This window comes from Bacillus mojavensis (assembly GCF_012648005.1).
GTDB lineage: Bacteria > Bacillota > Bacilli > Bacillales > Bacillaceae > Bacillus > Bacillus mojavensis.
The window spans coordinates 150,035-170,000 of sequence record NZ_CP051464.1; the positions used below are offsets into that span (position 1 = coordinate 150,035).

13 protein-coding genes, 6 tRNA genes and 5 rRNA genes (1 of these 24 only partly in view) are annotated in these 19,966 nt (G+C 46.8%); 22 read left to right on the top strand and 2 right to left on the bottom strand.

What is annotated here, in order from left to right:
* The first annotated feature begins 121 nt into the window (after positions 1-121).
* The 10 genes from HC660_RS00875 (at position 122) to salA (ending at position 8,328) form a co-directional block, all read left to right on the top strand.
* Entirely contained in the window at positions 122-967 is an 846-nt protein-coding gene (locus HC660_RS00875; protein ID WP_010332784.1) for an energy-coupling factor ABC transporter ATP-binding protein, read from the top strand.
* Positions 943-1,812 carry an energy-coupling factor ABC transporter ATP-binding protein gene (locus HC660_RS00880; protein WP_168746781.1) on the top strand — a complete coding sequence of 290 codons (870 nt, stop codon included), beginning with the start codon at positions 943-945 and terminating at the stop codon, positions 1,810-1,812. Before HC660_RS00875 ends, HC660_RS00880 begins: the two co-directional genes overlap by 25 nt.
* A complete protein-coding gene (locus HC660_RS00885; RefSeq protein ID WP_168746782.1) occupies positions 1,809-2,606 on the top strand; it encodes an energy-coupling factor transporter transmembrane component T family protein in 798 nt (265 codons plus the stop codon). Before HC660_RS00880 ends, HC660_RS00885 begins: the two co-directional genes overlap by 4 nt.
* Before the next feature lie 9 nt (positions 2,607-2,615).
* Positions 2,616-3,359, top strand: a complete 744-nt coding sequence (gene truA, locus HC660_RS00890) for a tRNA pseudouridine(38-40) synthase TruA (RefSeq protein ID WP_168746783.1) — start codon at positions 2,616-2,618, stop codon at positions 3,357-3,359.
* 161 nt (positions 3,360-3,520) lie between these two features.
* Positions 3,521-3,958, top strand: a complete 438-nt coding sequence (rplM, locus tag HC660_RS00895) for a 50S ribosomal protein L13 (protein WP_003241966.1) — start codon at positions 3,521-3,523, stop codon at positions 3,956-3,958.
* Positions 3,959-3,978: 20 nt separating this feature from the next.
* A complete protein-coding gene (gene rpsI, locus HC660_RS00900) occupies positions 3,979-4,371 on the top strand; it encodes a 30S ribosomal protein S9 (protein ID WP_003225846.1) in 393 nt (130 codons plus the stop codon).
* A 610-nt stretch (positions 4,372-4,981) separates the two neighbouring features.
* The gene (locus HC660_RS00905) at positions 4,982-5,749 is read left to right on the top strand and encodes a class I SAM-dependent methyltransferase (RefSeq protein ID WP_168746784.1); all 768 of its coding nucleotides are present in this window, start codon (positions 4,982-4,984) and stop codon (positions 5,747-5,749) included.
* A 208-nt stretch (positions 5,750-5,957) separates the two neighbouring features.
* Positions 5,958-6,401 carry a YbaK family protein gene (locus HC660_RS00910; protein ID WP_168746785.1) on the top strand — a complete coding sequence of 148 codons (444 nt, stop codon included), beginning with the start codon at positions 5,958-5,960 and terminating at the stop codon, positions 6,399-6,401.
* Between the two features lie 59 nt (positions 6,402-6,460).
* Entirely contained in the window at positions 6,461-7,174 is a 714-nt protein-coding gene (gene cwlD / locus HC660_RS00915) for an N-acetylmuramoyl-L-alanine amidase CwlD (RefSeq protein ID WP_168746786.1), read from the top strand.
* Positions 7,175-7,269: 95 nt separating this feature from the next.
* A complete protein-coding gene (salA, locus tag HC660_RS00920; protein ID WP_168746787.1) occupies positions 7,270-8,328 on the top strand; it encodes an iron-sulfur carrier protein/transcriptional regulator SalA in 1,059 nt (352 codons plus the stop codon).
* Positions 8,329-8,364: 36 nt separating this feature from the next.
* Here the strand turns inward: salA and gerD are convergent, their stop codons facing one another.
* Complete coding sequence (gerD, locus tag HC660_RS00925; RefSeq protein ID WP_010332792.1) at positions 8,365-8,922, bottom strand: spore germination lipoprotein GerD; 558 nt, start codon at positions 8,920-8,922, stop codon at positions 8,365-8,367.
* A 109-nt stretch (positions 8,923-9,031) separates the two neighbouring features.
* Between gerD and kbaA the strand changes: the two genes are divergently transcribed.
* Positions 9,032-9,628 carry a KinB-signaling pathway activation protein gene (kbaA, locus tag HC660_RS00930; protein ID WP_168746788.1) on the top strand — a complete coding sequence of 199 codons (597 nt, stop codon included), beginning with the start codon at positions 9,032-9,034 and terminating at the stop codon, positions 9,626-9,628.
* A 1-nt stretch (position 9,629) separates the two neighbouring features.
* Here kbaA and pdaB read toward each other — a convergent pair whose 3' ends face one another.
* A complete protein-coding gene (gene pdaB, locus HC660_RS00935) occupies positions 9,630-10,394 on the bottom strand; it encodes a polysaccharide deacetylase family sporulation protein PdaB (protein WP_168746789.1) in 765 nt (254 codons plus the stop codon).
* A 351-nt stretch (positions 10,395-10,745) separates the two neighbouring features.
* On the opposite strand from pdaB, the gene HC660_RS00940 reads away from it, so the two are divergent.
* The 11 genes from HC660_RS00940 to HC660_RS00990 all read left to right on the top strand — a co-directional run.
* Positions 10,746-12,295: ribosomal RNA gene (locus HC660_RS00940) — 16S ribosomal RNA — on the top strand.
* A gap of 169 nt (positions 12,296-12,464) precedes the next feature.
* Positions 12,465-15,392, top strand: a 23S ribosomal RNA gene (locus tag HC660_RS00945).
* A 53-nt stretch (positions 15,393-15,445) separates the two neighbouring features.
* Positions 15,446-15,561, top strand: a 5S ribosomal RNA gene (gene rrf, locus HC660_RS00950).
* A 45-nt stretch (positions 15,562-15,606) separates the two neighbouring features.
* Positions 15,607-15,681, top strand: a tRNA-Asn gene (locus tag HC660_RS00955).
* A gap of 2 nt (positions 15,682-15,683) precedes the next feature.
* Positions 15,684-15,756: transfer RNA gene (locus tag HC660_RS00960), tRNA-Thr, on the top strand.
* A gap of 65 nt (positions 15,757-15,821) precedes the next feature.
* Positions 15,822-15,896: transfer RNA gene (locus HC660_RS00965), tRNA-Gly, on the top strand.
* 37 nt (positions 15,897-15,933) lie between these two features.
* Positions 15,934-16,010 (top strand) — tRNA-Arg (locus tag HC660_RS00970).
* A 23-nt stretch (positions 16,011-16,033) separates the two neighbouring features.
* Positions 16,034-16,110: transfer RNA gene (locus tag HC660_RS00975), tRNA-Pro, on the top strand.
* A 7-nt stretch (positions 16,111-16,117) separates the two neighbouring features.
* Positions 16,118-16,193 (top strand) — tRNA-Ala (locus HC660_RS00980).
* Positions 16,194-16,367: 174 nt separating this feature from the next.
* A 16S ribosomal RNA gene (locus HC660_RS00985) occupies positions 16,368-17,917 on the top strand.
* A gap of 169 nt (positions 17,918-18,086) precedes the next feature.
* A 23S ribosomal RNA gene (locus tag HC660_RS00990) occupies positions 18,087-19,966 on the top strand; it runs 1,048 nt beyond the window's last position.
* Together the 16S, 23S and 5S rRNA genes with 6 tRNA genes alongside form the textbook arrangement of a ribosomal RNA operon.

A 19,966-nucleotide genomic window follows, 5' to 3' on the forward strand; every position in this document is an offset into this window, starting at 1 on the left:
TTTTGTGTATCTAAAGAAGGGCGGGACAGTTTCTAACTGGATCTATGCCCTTTTTTTAGATACTTCAACTTTTTCAATAGAGAGACAAGCAGAGTATGAGCTGAGAGGAGGCCGGTTGTCCGTGAATCAAAATCAGTTGATATCGGTAGAGGATATCGTTTTTCGATATCGGAAAGACGCAGAAAGACGAGCACTAGATAGCGTCTCCCTGCAGGTGTATGAGGGTGAATGGCTTGCAATTGTAGGTCATAACGGTTCAGGGAAATCAACACTGGCCCGGGCATTGAATGGTTTAATCCTTCCTGAATCAGGCGACATAAAGGTTGCTGGGATTCAACTGACAGAGGAGTCAGTGTGGGAAGTGCGTAAGAAGATTGGTATGGTCTTTCAAAATCCGGATAACCAATTTGTCGGAACGACAGTTCGCGATGATGTGGCTTTTGGTTTAGAAAACAATGGTGTACCGCGGGAAGAAATGATTGAGAGAGTAGATTGGGCTGTCAAACAGGTCAACATGCAGGATTTTCTTGATCAAGAGCCGCACCATCTCTCCGGAGGCCAAAAGCAGAGAGTTGCGATAGCAGGGATTATTGCCGCACGTCCTGATATTATTATCTTAGATGAAGCAACATCCATGCTTGACCCGATCGGGCGAGAAGAAGTGCTTGAAACAGTAAGACACTTAAAAGAGCAAGGTATGGCAACTGTCATCTCGATTACACATGATCTGAATGAGGCTGCAAAAGCTGACAGAATCATTGTCATGAATGGCGGTAAGAAATATGCCGAGGGTACGCCTGAAGAAATTTTCAAATTGAATAAGGAACTTGTTCGAATCGGGCTTGATTTACCCTTCTCATTCCAGCTCAGCCAGCTCTTAAGAGAAAATGGACTGGCTTTGGAAGAAAATCATTTGACTCAGGAAGGGCTGGTGAACGAGCTATGGACATTACAATCAAAGATGTAGAGCATCGCTATCAGATAAAGACGCCGTTTGAGCGCCTTGCCCTGTATGATATCAATGCATCGATTAAGGAAGGCAGCTATGTGGCCGTAATAGGGCATACAGGCTCCGGTAAATCCACTCTTCTTCAGCACCTGAATGGTCTCCTGAAGCCTACAAAGGGGCATATTTCATTAGGCAGTACTGTTATACAGGCAGGAAAAAAGAATAAAGACCTTAAAGCCCTCCGAAAAAAAGTCGGAATCGTTTTCCAATTCCCCGAACATCAATTATTTGAAGAAACAGTTCTCAAAGATATTTCATTTGGACCGATGAACTTTGGTGTGAAAAAGGAAGACGCTGAACAAAAAGCGAGAGAGATGCTGAAGCTTGTAGGTTTATCTGAAGAGCTCCTGGATAGATCCCCTTTTGAATTAAGCGGAGGACAAATGCGCAGGGTTGCAATTGCCGGGGTGCTTGCAATGGATCCTGAAGTGCTTGTTCTTGATGAACCGACAGCAGGGCTGGATCCAAGAGGGCGAAAAGAGATCATGGACATGTTTTATGAGCTCCACCAACGGGGAAACCTGACGACAATTCTTGTCACCCACAGCATGGAGGATGCGGCTGCCTATGCTGATGAAATGATCGTGATGCATAAAGGAACTATCCAGGCATCAGGCAGTCCGCGAGACTTGTTCTCAAAAGGGGAAGAGATGGCCGGCTGGGGGCTGGATCTTCCGGAAACGATTAAATTCCAAAGGCAGCTGGAAGCCGCACTTGGTGTCAGATTTAAAGAGCCTCTGCTCACAATAGAAGATGCAGCTGCTGAAATCCGTGCTCTTTTTCAGGGGGAAAAGACCTTATGATGGACAGCATGATTATCGGCAAGTATGTGCCGGGTTCTTCACTTGTGCACCGGCTTGATCCACGAACAAAACTGGTTACGATCTTTTTGTTTGTCTGTATCGTTTTCCTAGCCAATAATGTGCAGACCTATGCGCTGCTTGGTTTATTTACAGCAGGCGTTGTTTCCTTAACAAGGGTTCCTTTTTCCTTTTTGATGAAAGGGCTAAGGCCTATCATCTGGATTATTCTTTTTACGTTCCTGCTCCATATTTTCATGACACATGAAGGGCCGGTTATTTTTGAACTTGGCTTTTTCAAGATCTATGAGGGCGGTTTGGTACAAGGGATTTTCATTTCCCTTAGGTTCGTCTATCTGATTTTAATGACCACTCTATTAACGCTGACAACAACACCTATTGAGATTACCGATGGTATGGAACGGCTGCTCAACCCATTTAAAAAATTAAAGCTTCCTGTTCACGAGCTGGCTCTTATGATGTCGATCTCTTTGCGGTTTATCCCAACCTTGATGGAGGAGACAGATAAGATTATGAAGGCTCAGATGGCGCGAGGCGTTGATTTTACAAGCGGACCGCTTAAAGACAGAGTGAAGGCAATTGTGCCGCTACTAGTCCCTCTCTTTGTCAGTGCGTTTAAGCGTGCTGAAGAGCTTGCGGTTGCAATGGAAGCAAGAGGCTATCAAGGCGGAGAGGGACGCACTAAATACAGAAAGCTTGTATGGACGGCAAAGGATACTTCTGTCATTGTCAGCTTGTTCATATTGGCTGCTCTGTTATTTTTCTTAAGGGCTTAGAGGTGCTTTATGAGACTGAAATGCACGATTTCTTATGACGGACATTTGTTTAATGGATACCAAGTACAGCCGGGTAAAAGGACGGTTCAGGATGAGCTTGAGAAGGCGCTGGCTGTGCTGCATAAGTCAAAAGACAGAATTCCTGTCGTTTCCTCTGGACGGACGGACAGCGGGGTTCACGCGGCTGGACAGGTGATTCATTTTGATACACCGCTCTCTATTCCGGCTGAGAGATGGCCGTATGCTTTAAATGCACTGCTTCCGGATGATATTGCAGTCAAAACGGCAGAAATTGCGGATGATGGGTTCCATGCACGATTTAGCGCAGTTAAAAAGGAATATCGCTACTTTGTATACACGGAGAAACACCCGGACGTATTTAAACGGCATTACGCTTACCATTTTTCATATCGCCTCAATGTGCAGAACATGAGAGAAGCGGCAAAGCATCTTTTAGGAACACATGATTTTACAAGCTTTTGTGCGGTTAAAACGGAAGTGCAGGACAAAGTGAGAACGATTTATGAACTCGATTGGACTGAGACTGATGACGGCCTGCAAATGCGGATCACAGGCAGCGGTTTCCTATATAATATGGTCAGAATTATTGCAGGTACTTTGCTGGATGCAGGTATTGGAAAAATTTCTCCCGATGATGTGAAATCCATGCTGGAAGCGAAGGATCGCGAAGCAGCAGGGCGTACAGCACCGGGGCATGGGCTATATTTATGGAACGTTTACTATGACAACTAAACCAGGTGTATAATATTTTCTTGACAGAGTCTGCATAAAGTTATAAGATATCATATGGTATGTATTTCAACCCCACGATAAGCCCCGGAACTTATTGTGTTGTGAAATAGAACGTAATCGAAGTTTATTGAAAATGACAGATCATTTAGGAGGGAAATTCAATGCGTACAACACCTATGGCTAACGCAAGTACTATTGAACGCAAGTGGTTAGTTGTTGATGCTGCTGGCAAGACTTTAGGTCGTCTTTCTTCAGAAGTTGCAGCTATCCTTCGCGGAAAACACAAACCAACTTACACACCACACGTTGATACTGGAGATCATGTGATCATCATCAACGCTGAAAAAATCGAGTTAACTGGTAAAAAGTTAACTGACAAAATCTACTACCGTCACACTCAACATCCAGGCGGATTAAAATCAAGAACTGCTCTTGAAATGCGTACAAACTACCCTGAGAAAATGCTTGAGCTTGCTATCAAAGGCATGCTTCCAAAAGGTTCTCTAGGTCGTCAAATGTTCAAAAAATTGAACGTATACCGTGGTTCTGAGCATCCACATGAAGCACAAAAACCTGAAGTTTACGAACTTCGCGGTTAATTAAAAAGGAGGTTACCAATTTGGCACAGGTTCAATATTACGGTACTGGCCGTCGTAAAAGTTCTGTAGCGCGTGTGCGCTTAGTTCCAGGAGAAGGTCGTATCGTCGTTAATAATCGTGAAATCAGCGAGCACATCCCATCTCCAGCTCTAATCGAAGATATCAAACAACCATTAACTTTGACTGAAACAGCTGGCACTTATGATGTTTTAGTAAACGTACATGGAGGCGGCTTATCTGGTCAAGCTGGAGCAATCCGTCATGGTATCGCTCGTGCTTTGCTTGAAGCAGATCCAGAATACCGTGCAACACTTAAACGTGCAGGTCTTCTGACTCGTGACGCTCGTATGAAAGAACGTAAAAAATACGGTCTTAAAGGCGCTCGTCGTGCACCTCAGTTCTCAAAACGTTAATTTTACGTTTCAAAGCTCTCAACTATGGGTTGGGGGCTTTTTTTTATTTTCTTTTCAGAATAAAAGCAGAAGTGATGAAACAGGCATCTGTTTTTGGCTATTAAAATGACCCTTTTTTCATTGCTGGTCTTTCTCACAAGGTTTCGCAATCGTGTATGCTTTTAACAGTTCTCAGCACAAAATGTATCACTTTTTCAATTCAATGCTTAATGATCTATCTTAAGCGCCTGTAAACGAACGATGAGTTCAATATATCCAAAAGTCCTTTGCAAATGGTATACGCATTTATCGCTTGTAATCAAAACTAAAAAATTTTCCTTCGTTGTTGGAAATACAAAACCTTGTTTAACAAAGGGCCTATTACATCATAGGCATTCTTACAAAAGTGTCAAATGGCATAGGGCAATGCAAAGCGTAATGCCGGCATCAAGTGCTCTACCATTAATTTGATTTGAAAAAGTGATATTATATTCACTAGCCATAAAATCACACATCTCCTTTGTGAATTTATTGCGGTTTTATGAATTTTTTTCTGGATATGCAAAGGGAAAGCGGTATCAATATAGAAATATTTGTTATACTCTAAACATTAAAGTAAGGAGAACGATTCATGAATGCGTTAGTAGATCATAATAGCAAAGCCTGGGATCAAAAAGTAGAAACAGGCAATGAATGGACTGTTGCTGTAGAACGGCATGTCATTGAACAAGCAAAAAGAGGGAATTGGGATATCAGGTTAACCCCTATTAAAAATGTGCCAAAGGAATGGTTTCCTCCTGTAAAAGGCTTGAAGGTGCTTTGTTTGGCCTCAGGAGGTGGACAGCAGGCCCCGGTTTTGGCGGCAGCCGGAGCGGATGTCACAGTCTTAGATAACTCAGAACAGCAGCTGGAGCAGGACAGAATGGTTGCTGATCGCGACGGCTTGACCATACGTACAGTTAAAGGAAGTATGGATGATCTCAGTCAATTTGAAAATGAATCATTTGATTTCATCGTACACCCAGTTGCCAATGTTTTTGTTGAAAATATCCTGCCGGTCTGGAAAGAAGCGCACCGCGTGCTGAAAAGAAATGGCACTTTAATCTCGGGGTTTGTTAATCCAGTTGTTTTTCTGTTTGACATTGAATTAGAAGAGCAGGGCGTTTTAAAAGTAAAGCACTCCATTCCATACGCCGACTCAGAAGATCTTCCAAAACATAAGGTGAAAAAGCTGATTGAAAATAATGAAGCGCTGGAATTCGGGCATTCCTTAGAAGACCAAATTAAGGGACAGCTCGACGCCGGTTTTATCGTCACAGGTTTTTATGAAGATAAAGGCGGTTTTGTGCTGGATCAATACATTAATACATATTCTGCAACAAGAAGCATTAAAGTATGAAGGCAGCGACCTATTAGAGGGAGCTGCTTTTTATTATTGTGATGCCTCTGCACTTACAAGCGAACACACGTTCCTTCCCCCGCAGAAAGCTGCTTTTTTTAGATGTTCAAGTTATCAACACCTTCATTTGGGCGAATTTCCAACCGTATTCGGGCATGGTTTCACCTCCCAAACCTCAAAATAACCGGTAAAAGGAGAGTGAATTTGTATGGCAGAGGTACTGTCTTTTATGGATGTGAAACGGCAAAAGGATTTTGAATTAGAAAAAAACTTGCTTAAAGAACTCTCACTTAGACAAATCATTCAGTCTGTAAAGGCCTGTCTTACTCCGTTATTTCCATTTTTGCAGGATGAAAGGGACGTTATGACTGAAGGCTGTATTGATTTTGCGATAGAAGCCTATTTGTTAGGAGGGCGTTTTGGGGTTTTCGGGTATTATGGAGAATCTATGCAAAGTGTTAGTGCCCGCTCTGCAAGGGAAGAAGAAGAGCTTCGTATGGAGTTTTTTGAATATCTTTATCATTGGACACATGAGCAATACACAACATTTGATAAAAACACAGTATATGAAGCAGCGCGAAAATTCATCAAAGATTGGTGGACAGAAGGGTTTGTCCAAAGAGAAAAACAATGTAAGCTTCGTATGCGTTAATCATATTTCCCACCCCTGTCCCATACTTATGTAATAACGGACAAGCGGGAGGGGAAGGGATGAGGAAAAAGCTTAAATGGCTTAGTTTTATGCTAGGCTTTATCGTATTACTGTTTCTATTCAAGTATCAATTCAACAATAGCGATTCTTGGAATCCGTGGAGTCTGCCTTTGAGCGGGAAAATTATTTACCTTGATCCAGGTCATGGCGGGCCGGACGGAGGAGCAGTAGGCGGCAAGCTGTTAGAGAAGGATATAACTCTGGAGGTGGCCTTCAGAGTCAGGGATTATCTTCAGGAACAAGGGGCCCTAGTGGTGATGACTAGAGAAAGTGACACCGATCTAGCTCCTGAAGGGACAAGAGGCTATAGTAAGCGAAAAGGGGAAGACTTAAGACAGCGAGTGAAATTAATTAACAACTCAGAGGCTGAGCTCTACCTTAGCATTCATCTTAATGCAATCCCGTCACAAAAATGGAGCGGAGCCCAAAGCTTTTATTACGGAAAATACGAGGAAAACGAGAAAATTGCAAAATACATTCAGGATGAGTTGAGAACAAACCTAGAGAATACAACCCGAAAAGCAAAGCGAATCCATGGAATTTACTTAATGCAAAACGTCACAAAACCAGGTGCGCTTGTAGAAGTCGGTTTTTTATCCAATCCTGGCGAAGCTAAGATGCTGGGAAAACCAAAATATCAGGACAAAGTGGCATCTTCCATATATAAAGGAATATTGAGATACTTTACAGAAAAAGGCGACCCTCCGGAGTAAAGGAGGGTTTTCTCATGGTTCTAAGCATAAGACACCCGCTGTTTATGTATGATATAATACTGTTTGTAAACGAATACACAAAAGGGTGAGGTTCGATGATAAGAGAAGATGAAGTAAGAAAACTAGTCGGTGAAATGCGCGAACCTTTTCTTCAAAGACCTCTGGGAGAATTGGATGCCGTTAAGGAAGTAAAAATAAAGCCTGAAAAACGGCATGTCAGTGTGAAAGTGGCTCTTGCAAAAACCGGGACAGCAGAACAAATGCAGGTTCAGCAAGAAATCGTAAACGTCTTAAAAGGGGCAGGCGCTGAGACGGTAGGCCTTCGATTTGAAGAGCTGCCTGAAGAAACAGTTGCGAAATTTCGGGCGCCGTCAACTGAGAAAAAAACATTGTTAACTATGGATAACCCGCCGGTCTTCCTTGCTGTAGCAAGCGGAAAAGGTGGAGTAGGCAAATCAACTGTGTCAGTGAACCTTGCTATTTCTCTGGCTCGGCTTGGGAAAAAGGTCGGTTTAATTGACGCGGATATCTATGGCTTTAGTGTGCCGGATATGATGGGTATTACAGTGCGTCCAACAATTGAAGGAGACAAACTGCTTCCTGTTGAACGCTTCGGTGTAAAGGTCATGTCGATGGGCTTCTTCGTTGAAGAAAATGCTCCTGTCGTCTGGAGAGGGCCAATGCTGGGCAAGATGCTCAACAACTTTTTCCACGAAGTAGAATGGGGAGAAGTAGACTATATCGTTCTCGATCTTCCGCCTGGAACAGGGGACGTCGCACTTGATGTACATACGATGCTTCCGAGCAGTAAAGAAATTATCGTGTCAACGCCGCATCCGACTGCAGCCTTTGTTGCGGCCAGAGCGGGATCTATGGCTATTAAAACAGATCATGAGGTCGTTGGCGTCATAGAGAACATGGCTTATTATGAAAGTGCAAAGACTGGGGAAAGAGAATATGTCTTTGGCAAAGGCGGCGGAGATAAACTTGCTGAGGAGCTTAAAGTGCCTTTGCTCGGCAGAATACCGTTAAAGCAGCCTGATTGGGATAAAGACCAATTTGCTCCGTCTGTTTATGACGCAAGCCATCCAATCGGTGAGATATATCATGACATTGCAAGTAAAGTTGTTGAAAAAATGGAAGTGCAAATATAAAAAGGCGAACCGGGATTTTTTGATCCCGGCTTCCCTTTACTCACCTTCTTTAGCGGTTTCTGCTGCTGCTTTTTTCAGTTCATCTTCGAACTGTTTTTTGTAAAGCGGACTAGAAAGTGTTTCGGTAATTACTTGTTCTAAATAACTGCGGAATTCTTGGCTTTTTGCCAGTTCGCTGTATTTTTTATTCATTCCAGGGTCCTGCATAACACTCATCAGCATTTTCTGATAATCCGGATCCTTCATCAGCTTTTTAATTACTTTTTCATGCTCTGTTTGAAGGGTTTTAGCAAAGCTTTCCGCAAATTCAGTGTCTTCAAAGATGTTTTTCCAAAAATCCGCACCTTTTTTAGAGGTGAGTGTTTTTTCTATTGTTCCTTTAATGGCATCCTGATCAATCACCAGTGCTTCATTCATCGCATCATCGTTCAATAATTCCTTAATTGCTTTCTTTCCATCATCTGTTTTTAATATATCAACAACCATTTTTTTGGTCTGATCATAATCCATATCCGCTGCTTGGTCTTTTGGAGCGCAAGCTGTTACAGATAATATCAAAAAACAGCCCATCAATAGCGTTTTGGCTTTTGACATGCTTAAGCTCCTTTCACATACTTATCTTACTTTTAATATGATTCATCCGGTTGGAATTATACATAACAAAATATCGCGATGTGCGATTTTTGAGGGGTTGAATAAAGAAATGAAAAGCCGTGGCTTAGTTCGTTTTTTCTTTTCTATTTTAGCTGTTGGAGCGGTTGTCACGAGTATTGTGGGTTTTGCTTTAAAATGGGGGGAGTATAAGGAGCTGTTTCTGAATTTTGAAGCGGGCCAGATTTTCTCTGTTTTATTTTGGTTTATCGGTGTCGGCATGATTTTTAGTGTCATCAGTCAAATGGGCTTTTTCGTGTTTTTAACAGTCCACCGGTTTGCTCTCGAAATATTAAGATCTTCATCTTTATGGAATTTACTGCAGCTGTTTTTAATCCTGTTTGTCGCTTTTGATTTAATGTACGTGCGGTTTTTATTTTTTGGAGATAGCGGAGAATCAATGGCTGGCTATGCTTGGCTGCCGCTATTTTTAATGATCTTCGGTTTGCTTACCGCGTATATAAAACAAAAGCAGTCCTCAAAGAAAACGTTTGTGTCATCTTTATTTTTAATGGTTGTGATTACTGCATTGGAATGGTTTCCTGCGCTCAGAGTAAATGATGAGGACTGGCTTTACTTAATGCTCTTTCCGTTAATGGCGTGTAATGCTTTTCAATTACTGATGCTGCCGAAGTTTGCAGCGAAATGATTTATTTTACCTCGGCGGATTTAGCATCTGTGTTTGCTATGAGATCTCCCACGTTGACATTTTTTAACCCTTTTTCTCTTATATGATGGATAATCTCAGGCAGGGCTTCTTCTGTTTGTTTAGCTGAGTCTGAGGCGTGTAAAAGAATAATGTCTCCTCCTGAAACTTGACGGTTTATATTATCGACGATTTTTTCAACACCTGGATTCGTCCAGTCATGGGAATTCACACTATAGTGAACGACTGTATAGTTGTACTGCTTTGCGATTGATAGGACATTTTTATTGAACTGACCGGTAGGAGGTCTTAATAGCCGTATGTCTTTAATTCCTAATTTTTCAAAGGCGGTCTGCGCACGATTAATGTCCTTTTTTATTTCACTATCCTCTAGATTTGCATAGTTTTTATAAGCATAACCCATACTCCCTATTTGATGGCCGTCCTTTACAATGCGAGCCACCGTGTCCGGGTGGCGTTCGGCCCAAGAAGCGGAAAGAAAAAATGTCGCGTTTTTGATGCCGTTGGCTTTCAGGGTATTAAGAATAGGCTCGGCTTTTTTATCGCCCCAGCTGATATCAAAGGTAAGAGCAATGTCTTTTGAATCTGTTTCTCCTTTATAAATGGCTTTCGGTCCGCTGTCAGTCGAAAACACAGGGAGCGGCACAGCTCTTTGAATATAAAAAAAGCTGGCTGCAGCAAATGCGGCGATAAGTATAATAATCAATTGTTTAACGCGTTTTATGTGCCACACATAGAAGTGATTCACTGATGATGCCTCCTTATCTTGTCCATCATTCTTGTGTTACATCTTATGTGCCTGGCCAAATGAATATAACTGTTAAAAGTCTCTTTAAAACCAGATTAATTTAGTTATTGACCTTTTAATAGTAACCATGTTATATTATTATTCGTCGCTGATGAACAGCTGACAACAAATAAAAGCTTCATTAACCTTTTAAAAAAGGTGTTGACTTAAAAGAAGCTGAATGTTATAGTAATAAAGCTGCTTCGTTAAGCAGCATGATGATCTTTGAAAACTAAACAAGACAAAACGTACCTGTTAATTCAAGTTTTATTATAAAATCGCACAGCAATGTGCGTAGTCAGTCAAACTACTTTATCGGAGAGTTTGATCCTGGCTCAGGACGAACGCTGGCGGCGTGCCTAATACATGCAAGTCGAGCGGACAGATGGGAGCTTGCTCCCTGATGTTAGCGGCGGACGGGTGAGTAACACGTGGGTAACCTGCCTGTAAGACTGGGATAACTCCGGGAAACCGGGGCTAATACCGGATGCTTGTTTGAACCGCATGGTTCAAACATAAAAGGTGGCTTCGGCTACCACTTACAGATGGACCCGCGGCGCATTAGCTAGTTGGTGAGGTAACGGCTTACCAAGGCAACGATGCGTAGCCGACCTGAGAGGGTGATCGGCCACACTGGGACTGAGACACGGCCCAGACTCCTACGGGAGGCAGCAGTAGGGAATCTTCCGCAATGGACGAAAGTCTGACGGAGCAACGCCGCGTGAGTGATGAAGGTTTTCGGATCGTAAAGCTCTGTTGTTAGGGAAGAACAAGTACCGTTCGAATAGGGCGGTACCTTGACGGTACCTAACCAGAAAGCCACGGCTAACTACGTGCCAGCAGCCGCGGTAATACGTAGGTGGCAAGCGTTGTCCGGAATTATTGGGCGTAAAGGGCTCGCAGGCGGTTCCTTAAGTCTGATGTGAAAGCCCCCGGCTCAACCGGGGAGGGTCATTGGAAACTGGGGAACTTGAGTGCAGAAGAGGAGAGTGGAATTCCACGTGTAGCGGTGAAATGCGTAGAGATGTGGAGGAACACCAGTGGCGAAGGCGACTCTCTGGTCTGTAACTGACGCTGAGGAGCGAAAGCGTGGGGAGCGAACAGGATTAGATACCCTGGTAGTCCACGCCGTAAACGATGAGTGCTAAGTGTTAGGGGGTTTCCGCCCCTTAGTGCTGCAGCTAACGCATTAAGCACTCCGCCTGGGGAGTACGGTCGCAAGACTGAAACTCAAAGGAATTGACGGGGGCCCGCACAAGCGGTGGAGCATGTGGTTTAATTCGAAGCAACGCGAAGAACCTTACCAGGTCTTGACATCCTCTGACAATCCTAGAGATAGGACGTCCCCTTCGGGGGCAGAGTGACAGGTGGTGCATGGTTGTCGTCAGCTCGTGTCGTGAGATGTTGGGTTAAGTCCCGCAACGAGCGCAACCCTTGATCTTAGTTGCCAGCATTCAGTTGGGCACTCTAAGGTGACTGCCGGTGACAAACCGGAGGAAGGTGGGGATGACGTCAAATCATCATGCCCCTTATGACCTGGGCTACACACGTGCTACAATGGACAGAACAAAGGGCAGCAAAACCGCGAGGTTAAGCCAATCCCACAAATCTGTTCTCAGTTCGGATCGCAGTCTGCAACTCGACTGCGTGAAGCTGGAATCGCTAGTAATCGCGGATCAGCATGCCGCGGTGAATACGTTCCCGGGCCTTGTACACACCGCCCGTCACACCACGAGAGTTTGTAACACCCGAAGTCGGTGAGGTAACCTTTATGGAGCCAGCCGCCGAAGGTGGGACAGATGATTGGGGTGAAGTCGTAACAAGGTAGCCGTATCGGAAGGTGCGGCTGGATCACCTCCTTTCTAAGGATATTTACGGAATATAAGACCTTGGGTCTTATAAACAGAACGTTCCCTGTCTTGTTTAGTTTTGAAGGATCATTCCTTCGAAACGTGTTCTTTGAAAACTAGATAACAGTAGACATCACATTCAATTAGTAACACAAGATATCACATAGTGATTCTTTTTAACGGTTAAGTTAGAAAGGGCGCACGGTGGATGCCTTGGCACTAGGAGCCGATGAAGGACGGGACGAACACCGATATGCTTCGGGGAGCTGTAAGCAAGCTTTGATCCGGAGATTTCCGAATGGGGAAACCCACCACTCGTAATGGAGTGGTATCCATATCTGAATTCATAGGATATGAGAAGGCAGACCCGGGGAACTGAAACATCTAAGTACCCGGAGGAAGAGAAAGCAAATGCGATTCCCTGAGTAGCGGCGAGCGAAACGGGAACAGCCCAAACCAAGAGGCTTGCCTCTTGGGGTTGTAGGACACTCTATACGGAGTTACAAAGGAACGAGGTAGATGAAGAGGTCTGGAAAGGCCCGCCATAGAAGGTAACAGCCCTGTAGTCAAAACTTCGTTCTCTCCAGAGTGGATCCTGAGTACGGCGGAACACGTGAAATTCCGTCGGAATCCGGGAGGACCATCTCCCAAGGCTAAATACTCCCTAGTGACCGATAGTGAACCAGTACCGTGAGGGAAAGGTGAAAAGCACCCCGGAAGGGGAGTGAAAGAGATCCTGAAACCGTGTGCCTACAAGTAGTCAGAGCCCGTTAACGGGTGATGGCGTGCCTTTTGTAGAATGAACCGGCGAGTTACGATCCCGTGCAAGGTTAAGCAGAAGATGCGGAGCCGCAGCGAAAGCGAGTCTGAATAGGGCGCATGAGTACGTGGTCGTAGACCCGAAACCAGGTGATCTACCCATGTCCAGGGTGAAGTTCAGGTAACACTGAATGGAGGCCCGAACCCACGCACGTTGAAAAGTGCGGGGATGAGGTGTGGGTAGGGGTGAAATGCCAATCGAACCTGGAGATAGCTGGTTCTCTCCGAAATAGCTTTAGGGCTAGCCTCAAGGTAAGAGTCTTGGAGGTAGAGCACTGATTGGACTAGGGGCCCCTACCGGGTTACCGAATTCAGTCAAACTCCGAATGCCAATGACTTATCCTTGGGAGTCAGACTGCGAGTGATAAGATCCGTAGTCGAAAGGGAAACAGCCCAGACCGCCAGCTAAGGTCCCAAAGTATACGTTAAGTGGAAAAGGATGTGGAGTTGCTTAGACAACCAGGATGTTGGCTTAGAAGCAGCCACCATTTAAAGAGTGCGTAATAGCTCACTGGTCGAGTGACTCTGCGCCGAAAATGTACCGGGGCTAAACGTATCACCGAAGCTGCGGACTGTTCTTCGAACAGTGGTAGGAGAGCGTTCTAAGGGCTGTGAAGCCAGACCGGAAGGACTGGTGGAGCGCTTAGAAGTGAGAATGCCGGTATGAGTAGCGAAAGAGGGGTGAGAATCCCCTCCACCGAATGCCTAAGGTTTCCTGAGGAAGGCTCGTCCGCTCAGGGTTAGTCGGGACCTAAGCCGAGGCCGAAAGGCGTAGGCGATGGACAACAGGTTGATATTCCTGTACCACCTCCTCACCATTTGAGCAATGGGGGGACGCAGGAGGATAGGGTAAGCGCGGTATTGGATATCCGCGTCCAAGCAGTTAGGCTGGGAAATAGGCAAATCCGTTTCCCATAAGGCTGAGCTGTGATGGCGAGCGAAATTTAGTAGCGAAGTTCCTGATTCCACACTGCCAAGAAAAGCCTCTAGCGAGGTGAGAGGTGCCCGTACCGCAAACCGACACAGGTAGGCGAGGAGAGAATCCTAAGGTGATCGAGAGAACTCTCGTTAAGGAACTCGGCAAAATGACCCCGTAACTTCGGGAGAAGGGGTGCTCTGTTAGGGTGCAAGCCCGAGAGAGCCGCAGTGAATAGGCCCAGGCGACTGTTTAGCAAAAACACAGGTCTCTGCGAAGCCGTAAGGCGAAGTATAGGGGCTGACGCCTGCCCGGTGCTGGAAGGTTAAGAGGAGCGCTTAGCGTAAGCGAAGGTGCGAATTGAAGCCCCAGTAAACGGCGGCCGTAACTATAACGGTCCTAAGGTAGCGAAATTCCTTGTCGGGTAAGTTCCGACCCGCACGAAAGGCGCAACGATCTGGGCACTGTCTCAACGAGAGACTCGGTGAAATTATAGTACCTGTGAAGATGCAGGTTACCCGCGACAGGACGGAAAGACCCCGTGGAGCTTTACTGCAGCCTGATATTGAATGTTGGTACAGCTTGTACAGGATAGGTAGGAGCCTTGGAAACCGGAGCGCCAGCTTCGGTGGAGGCATCGGTGGGATACTACCCTGGCTGTATTGACCTTCTAACCCGCCGCCCTTATCGGGCGGGGAGACAGTGTCAGGTGGGCAGTTTGACTGGGGCGGTCGCCTCCTAAAAGGTAACGGAGGCGCCCAAAGGTTCCCTCAGAATGGTTGGAAATCATTCGCAGAGTGTAAAGGCACAAGGGAGCTTGACTGCGAGACCTACAAGTCGAGCAGGGACGAAAGTCGGGCTTAGTGATCCGGTGGTTCCGCATGGAAGGGCCATCGCTCAACGGATAAAAGCTACCCCGGGGATAACAGGCTTATCTCCCCCAAGAGTCCACATCGACGGGGAGGTTTGGCACCTCGATGTCGGCTCATCGCATCCTGGGGCTGTAGTCGGTCCCAAGGGTTGGGCTGTTCGCCCATTAAAGCGGTACGCGAGCTGGGTTCAGAACGTCGTGAGACAGTTCGGTCCCTATCCGTCGCGGGCGCAGGAAATTTGAGAGGAGCTGTCCTTAGTACGAGAGGACCGGGATGGACGCACCGCTGGTGTACCAGTTGTTCTGCCAAGGGCATCGCTGGGTAGCTATGTGCGGACGGGATAAGTGCTGAAAGCATCTAAGCATGAAGCCCCCCTCAAGATGAGATTTCCCATTCCGCAAGGAAGTAAGATCCCTGAAAGATGATCAGGTTGATAGGTCTGAGGTGGAAGTGTGGCGACACATGGAGCTGACAGATACTAATCGATCGAGGACTTAACCTAATTTCTAATGATGTCACACCTGTTATCTAGTTTTGAGAGAACACTCTCAATTGTTTGGTGGCGATAGCGAAGAGGTCACACCCGTTCCCATACCGAACACGGAAGTTAAGCTCTTCAGCGCCGATGGTAGTCGGGGGGTTCCCCCTGTGAGAGTAGGACGCCGCCAAGCAGTTTTATCTATTTCTACCATGTTTGTTTATGAAGCTTATATCATTCCGCAGTAGCTCAGTGGTAGAGCTATCGGCTGTTAACCGATCGGTCGTAGGTTCGAATCCTACCTGCGGAGCCATTGCTTCCATAGCTCAGCAGGTAGAGCACTTCCATGGTAAGGAAGAGGTCAGCGGTTCGAGCCCGCTTGGAAGCTTTATTTAAATGCATTACTCTTACCAAGGTTTCTCAAAAAAGAGAAAGCTTTTTTTATTGCGATATGCGGAAGTAGTTCAGTGGTAGAACACCACCTTGCCAAGGTGGGGGTCGCGGGTTCGAATCCCGTCTTCCGCTCCATTATTTCATCCCAACGGGATTCGATACAAGTGAAAGTGCGCCCGTAGCTCAATTGGATAGAGCGTTTGACTACGGATCAAAAGGTTAGGGGTTCGACTCCTCTCGGGCGCGCCATATATTATTTTAATATGAGAAATCGGGAAGTAGCTCAGCTTGGTAGAGCACATGGTTTGGGACCATGGGGTCGCAGGTTCGAATCCTGTCTTCCCGACCATTTTTATGGGGCCTTAGCTCAGCTGGGAGAGCGCCTGCTTTGCACGCAGGAGGTCAGCGGTTCGATCCCGCTAGGCTCCACCAAAAAAGATTCAAAAAAAGTTGTTGACTTTGAGAAAGCGACGTTGTATACTAATAAAGTTGCTTTAACAAAGTGATAAACAAAATGATCTTTGAAAACTAAACAAGACAAAACGTACCTGTTAATTCAAGCTTTAAATAAATCGCACAGCAATGTGCGTAGTCAGTCAAACTACTTTATCGGAGAGTTTGATCCTGGCTCAGGACGAACGCTGGCGGCGTGCCTAATACATGCAAGTCGAGCGAACAGATGGGAGCTTGCTCCCTGATGTTAGCGGCGGACGGGTGAGTAACACGTGGGTAACCTGCCTGTAAGACTGGGATAACTCCGGGAAACCGGGGCTAATACCGGATGCTTGTTTGAACCGCATGATTCAAACATAAAAGGTGGCTTCGGCTACCACTTACAGATGGACCCGCGGCGCATTAGCTAGTTGGTGAGGTAACGGCTCACCAAGGCAACGATGCGTAGCCGACCTGAGAGGGTGATCGGCCACACTGGGACTGAGACACGGCCCAGACTCCTACGGGAGGCAGCAGTAGGGAATCTTCCGCAATGGACGAAAGTCTGACGGAGCAACGCCGCGTGAGTGATGAAGGTTTTCGGATCGTAAAGCTCTGTTGTTAGGGAAGAACAAGTACCGTTCGAATAGGGCGGTACCTTGACGGTACCTAACCAGAAAGCCACGGCTAACTACGTGCCAGCAGCCGCGGTAATACGTAGGTGGCAAGCGTTGTCCGGAATTATTGGGCGTAAAGGGCTCGCAGGCGGTTCCTTAAGTCTGATGTGAAAGCCCCCGGCTCAACCGGGGAGGGTCATTGGAAACTGGGGAACTTGAGTGCAGAAGAGGAGAGTGGAATTCCACGTGTAGCGGTGAAATGCGTAGAGATGTGGAGGAACACCAGTGGCGAAGGCGACTCTCTGGTCTGTAACTGACGCTGAGGAGCGAAAGCGTGGGGAGCGAACAGGATTAGATACCCTGGTAGTCCACGCCGTAAACGATGAGTGCTAAGTGTTAGGGGGTTTCCGCCCCTTAGTGCTGCAGCTAACGCATTAAGCACTCCGCCTGGGGAGTACGGTCGCAAGACTGAAACTCAAAGGAATTGACGGGGGCCCGCACAAGCGGTGGAGCATGTGGTTTAATTCGAAGCAACGCGAAGAACCTTACCAGGTCTTGACATCCTCTGACAATCCTAGAGATAGGACGTCCCCTTCGGGGGCAGAGTGACAGGTGGTGCATGGTTGTCGTCAGCTCGTGTCGTGAGATGTTGGGTTAAGTCCCGCAACGAGCGCAACCCTTGATCTTAGTTGCCAGCATTCAGTTGGGCACTCTAAGGTGACTGCCGGTGACAAACCGGAGGAAGGTGGGGATGACGTCAAATCATCATGCCCCTTATGACCTGGGCTACACACGTGCTACAATGGACAGAACAAAGGGCAGCGAAACCGCGAGGTTAAGCCAATCCCACAAATCTGTTCTCAGTTCGGATCGCAGTCTGCAACTCGACTGCGTGAAGCTGGAATCGCTAGTAATCGCGGATCAGCATGCCGCGGTGAATACGTTCCCGGGCCTTGTACACACCGCCCGTCACACCACGAGAGTTTGTAACACCCGAAGTCGGTGAGGTAACCTTTATGGAGCCAGCCGCCGAAGGTGGGACAGATGATTGGGGTGAAGTCGTAACAAGGTAGCCGTATCGGAAGGTGCGGCTGGATCACCTCCTTTCTAAGGATATTTACGGAATATAAGACCTTGGGTCTTATAAACAGAACGTTCCCTGTCTTGTTTAGTTTTGAAGGATCATTCCTTCGAAACGTGTTCTTTGAAAACTAGATAACAGTAGACATCACATTCAATTAGTAACACAAGATATCACATAGTGATTCTTTTTAACGGTTAAGTTAGAAAGGGCGCACGGTGGATGCCTTGGCACTAGGAGCCGATGAAGGACGGGACGAACACCGATATGCTTCGGGGAGCTGTAAGCAAGCTTTGATCCGGAGATTTCCGAATGGGGAAACCCACCACTCGTAATGGAGTGGTATCCATATCTGAATTCATAGGATATGAGAAGGCAGACCCGGGGAACTGAAACATCTAAGTACCCGGAGGAAGAGAAAGCAAATGCGATTCCCTGAGTAGCGGCGAGCGAAACGGGAACAGCCCAAACCAAGAGGCTTGCCTCTTGGGGTTGTAGGACACTCTATACGGAGTTACAAAGGAACGAGGTAGATGAAGAGGTCTGGAAAGGCCCGCCATAGAAGGTAACAGCCCTGTAGTCAAAACTTCGTTCTCTCCAGAGTGGATCCTGAGTACGGCGGAACACGTGAAATTCCGTCGGAATCCGGGAGGACCATCTCCCAAGGCTAAATACTCCCTAGTGACCGATAGTGAACCAGTACCGTGAGGGAAAGGTGAAAAGCACCCCGGAAGGGGAGTGAAAGAGATCCTGAAACCGTGTGCCTACAAGTAGTCAGAGCCCGTTAACGGGTGATGGCGTGCCTTTTGTAGAATGAACCGGCGAGTTACGATCCCGTGCAAGGTTAAGCAGAAGATGCGGAGCCGCAGCGAAAGCGAGTCTGAATAGGGCGCATGAGTACGTGGTCGTAGACCCGAAACCAGGTGATCTACCCATGTCCAGGGTGAAGTTCAGGTAACACTGAATGGAGGCCCGAACCCACGCACGTTGAAAAGTGCGGGGATGAGGTGTGGGTAGGGGTGAAATGCCAATCGAACCTGGAGATAGCTGGTTCTCTCCGAAATAGCTTTAGGGCTAGCCTCAAGGTAAGAGTCTTGGAGGTAGAGCACTGATTGGACTAGGGGCCCCTACCGGGTTACCGAATTCAGTCAAACTCCGAATGCCAATGACTTATCCTTGGGAGTCAGACTGCGAGTGATAAGATCCGTAGTCGAAAGGGAAACAGCCCAGACCGCCAGCTAAGGTCCCAAAGTATACGTTAAGTGGAAAAGGATGTGGAGTTGCTTAGACAACCAGGATGTTGGCTTAGAAGCAGCCACCATTTAAAGAGTGCGTAATAGCTCACTGGTCGAGTGACTCTGCGCCGAAAATGTACCGGGGCTAAACGTATCACCGAAGCTGCGGACTGTTCTTCGAACAGTGGTAGGAGAGCGTTCTAAGGGCTGTGAAGCCAGACCGGAAGGACTGGTGGAGCGCTTAGAAGTGAGAATGCCGGTATGAGTAGCGAAAGAGGGGTGAGAATCCCCTCCACCGAATGCCTAAGGTTTCCTGAGGAAGGCTCGTCCGCTCAGGGTTAGTCGGGACCTAAGCCGAGGCCGAAAGGCGTAGGCGATGGACAACAGGTTGATATTCCTGTACCACCTCCTCACCATTTGAGCAATGGGGGGACGCAGGAGGATAGGGTAAGCGCGGTATTGGATATCCGCGTCCAAGCAGTTAGGCTGGGAAATAGGCAAATCCGTTTCCCATAAGGCTGAGCTGTGATGGCGAGCGAAATTTAGTAGCGAAGTTCCTGATTCCACACTGCCAAGAAAAGCCTCTAGCGAGGTGAGAGGTGCCCGTACCGCAAACCGACACAGGTAGGCGAGGAGAGAATCCTAAGGTGATCGAGAGAACTCTCGTTAAGGAACTCGGCAAAATGACCCCGTAACTTCGGGAGAAGGGGTGCTCTGTTAGGGTGCAAGCCCGAGAGAGCCGCAGTGAATAGGCCCAGGCGACTGTTTAGCAAAAACACAGGTCTCTGCGAAGCCGTAAGGCGAAGTATAGGGGCTGACGCCTGCCCGGTGCTGGAAGGT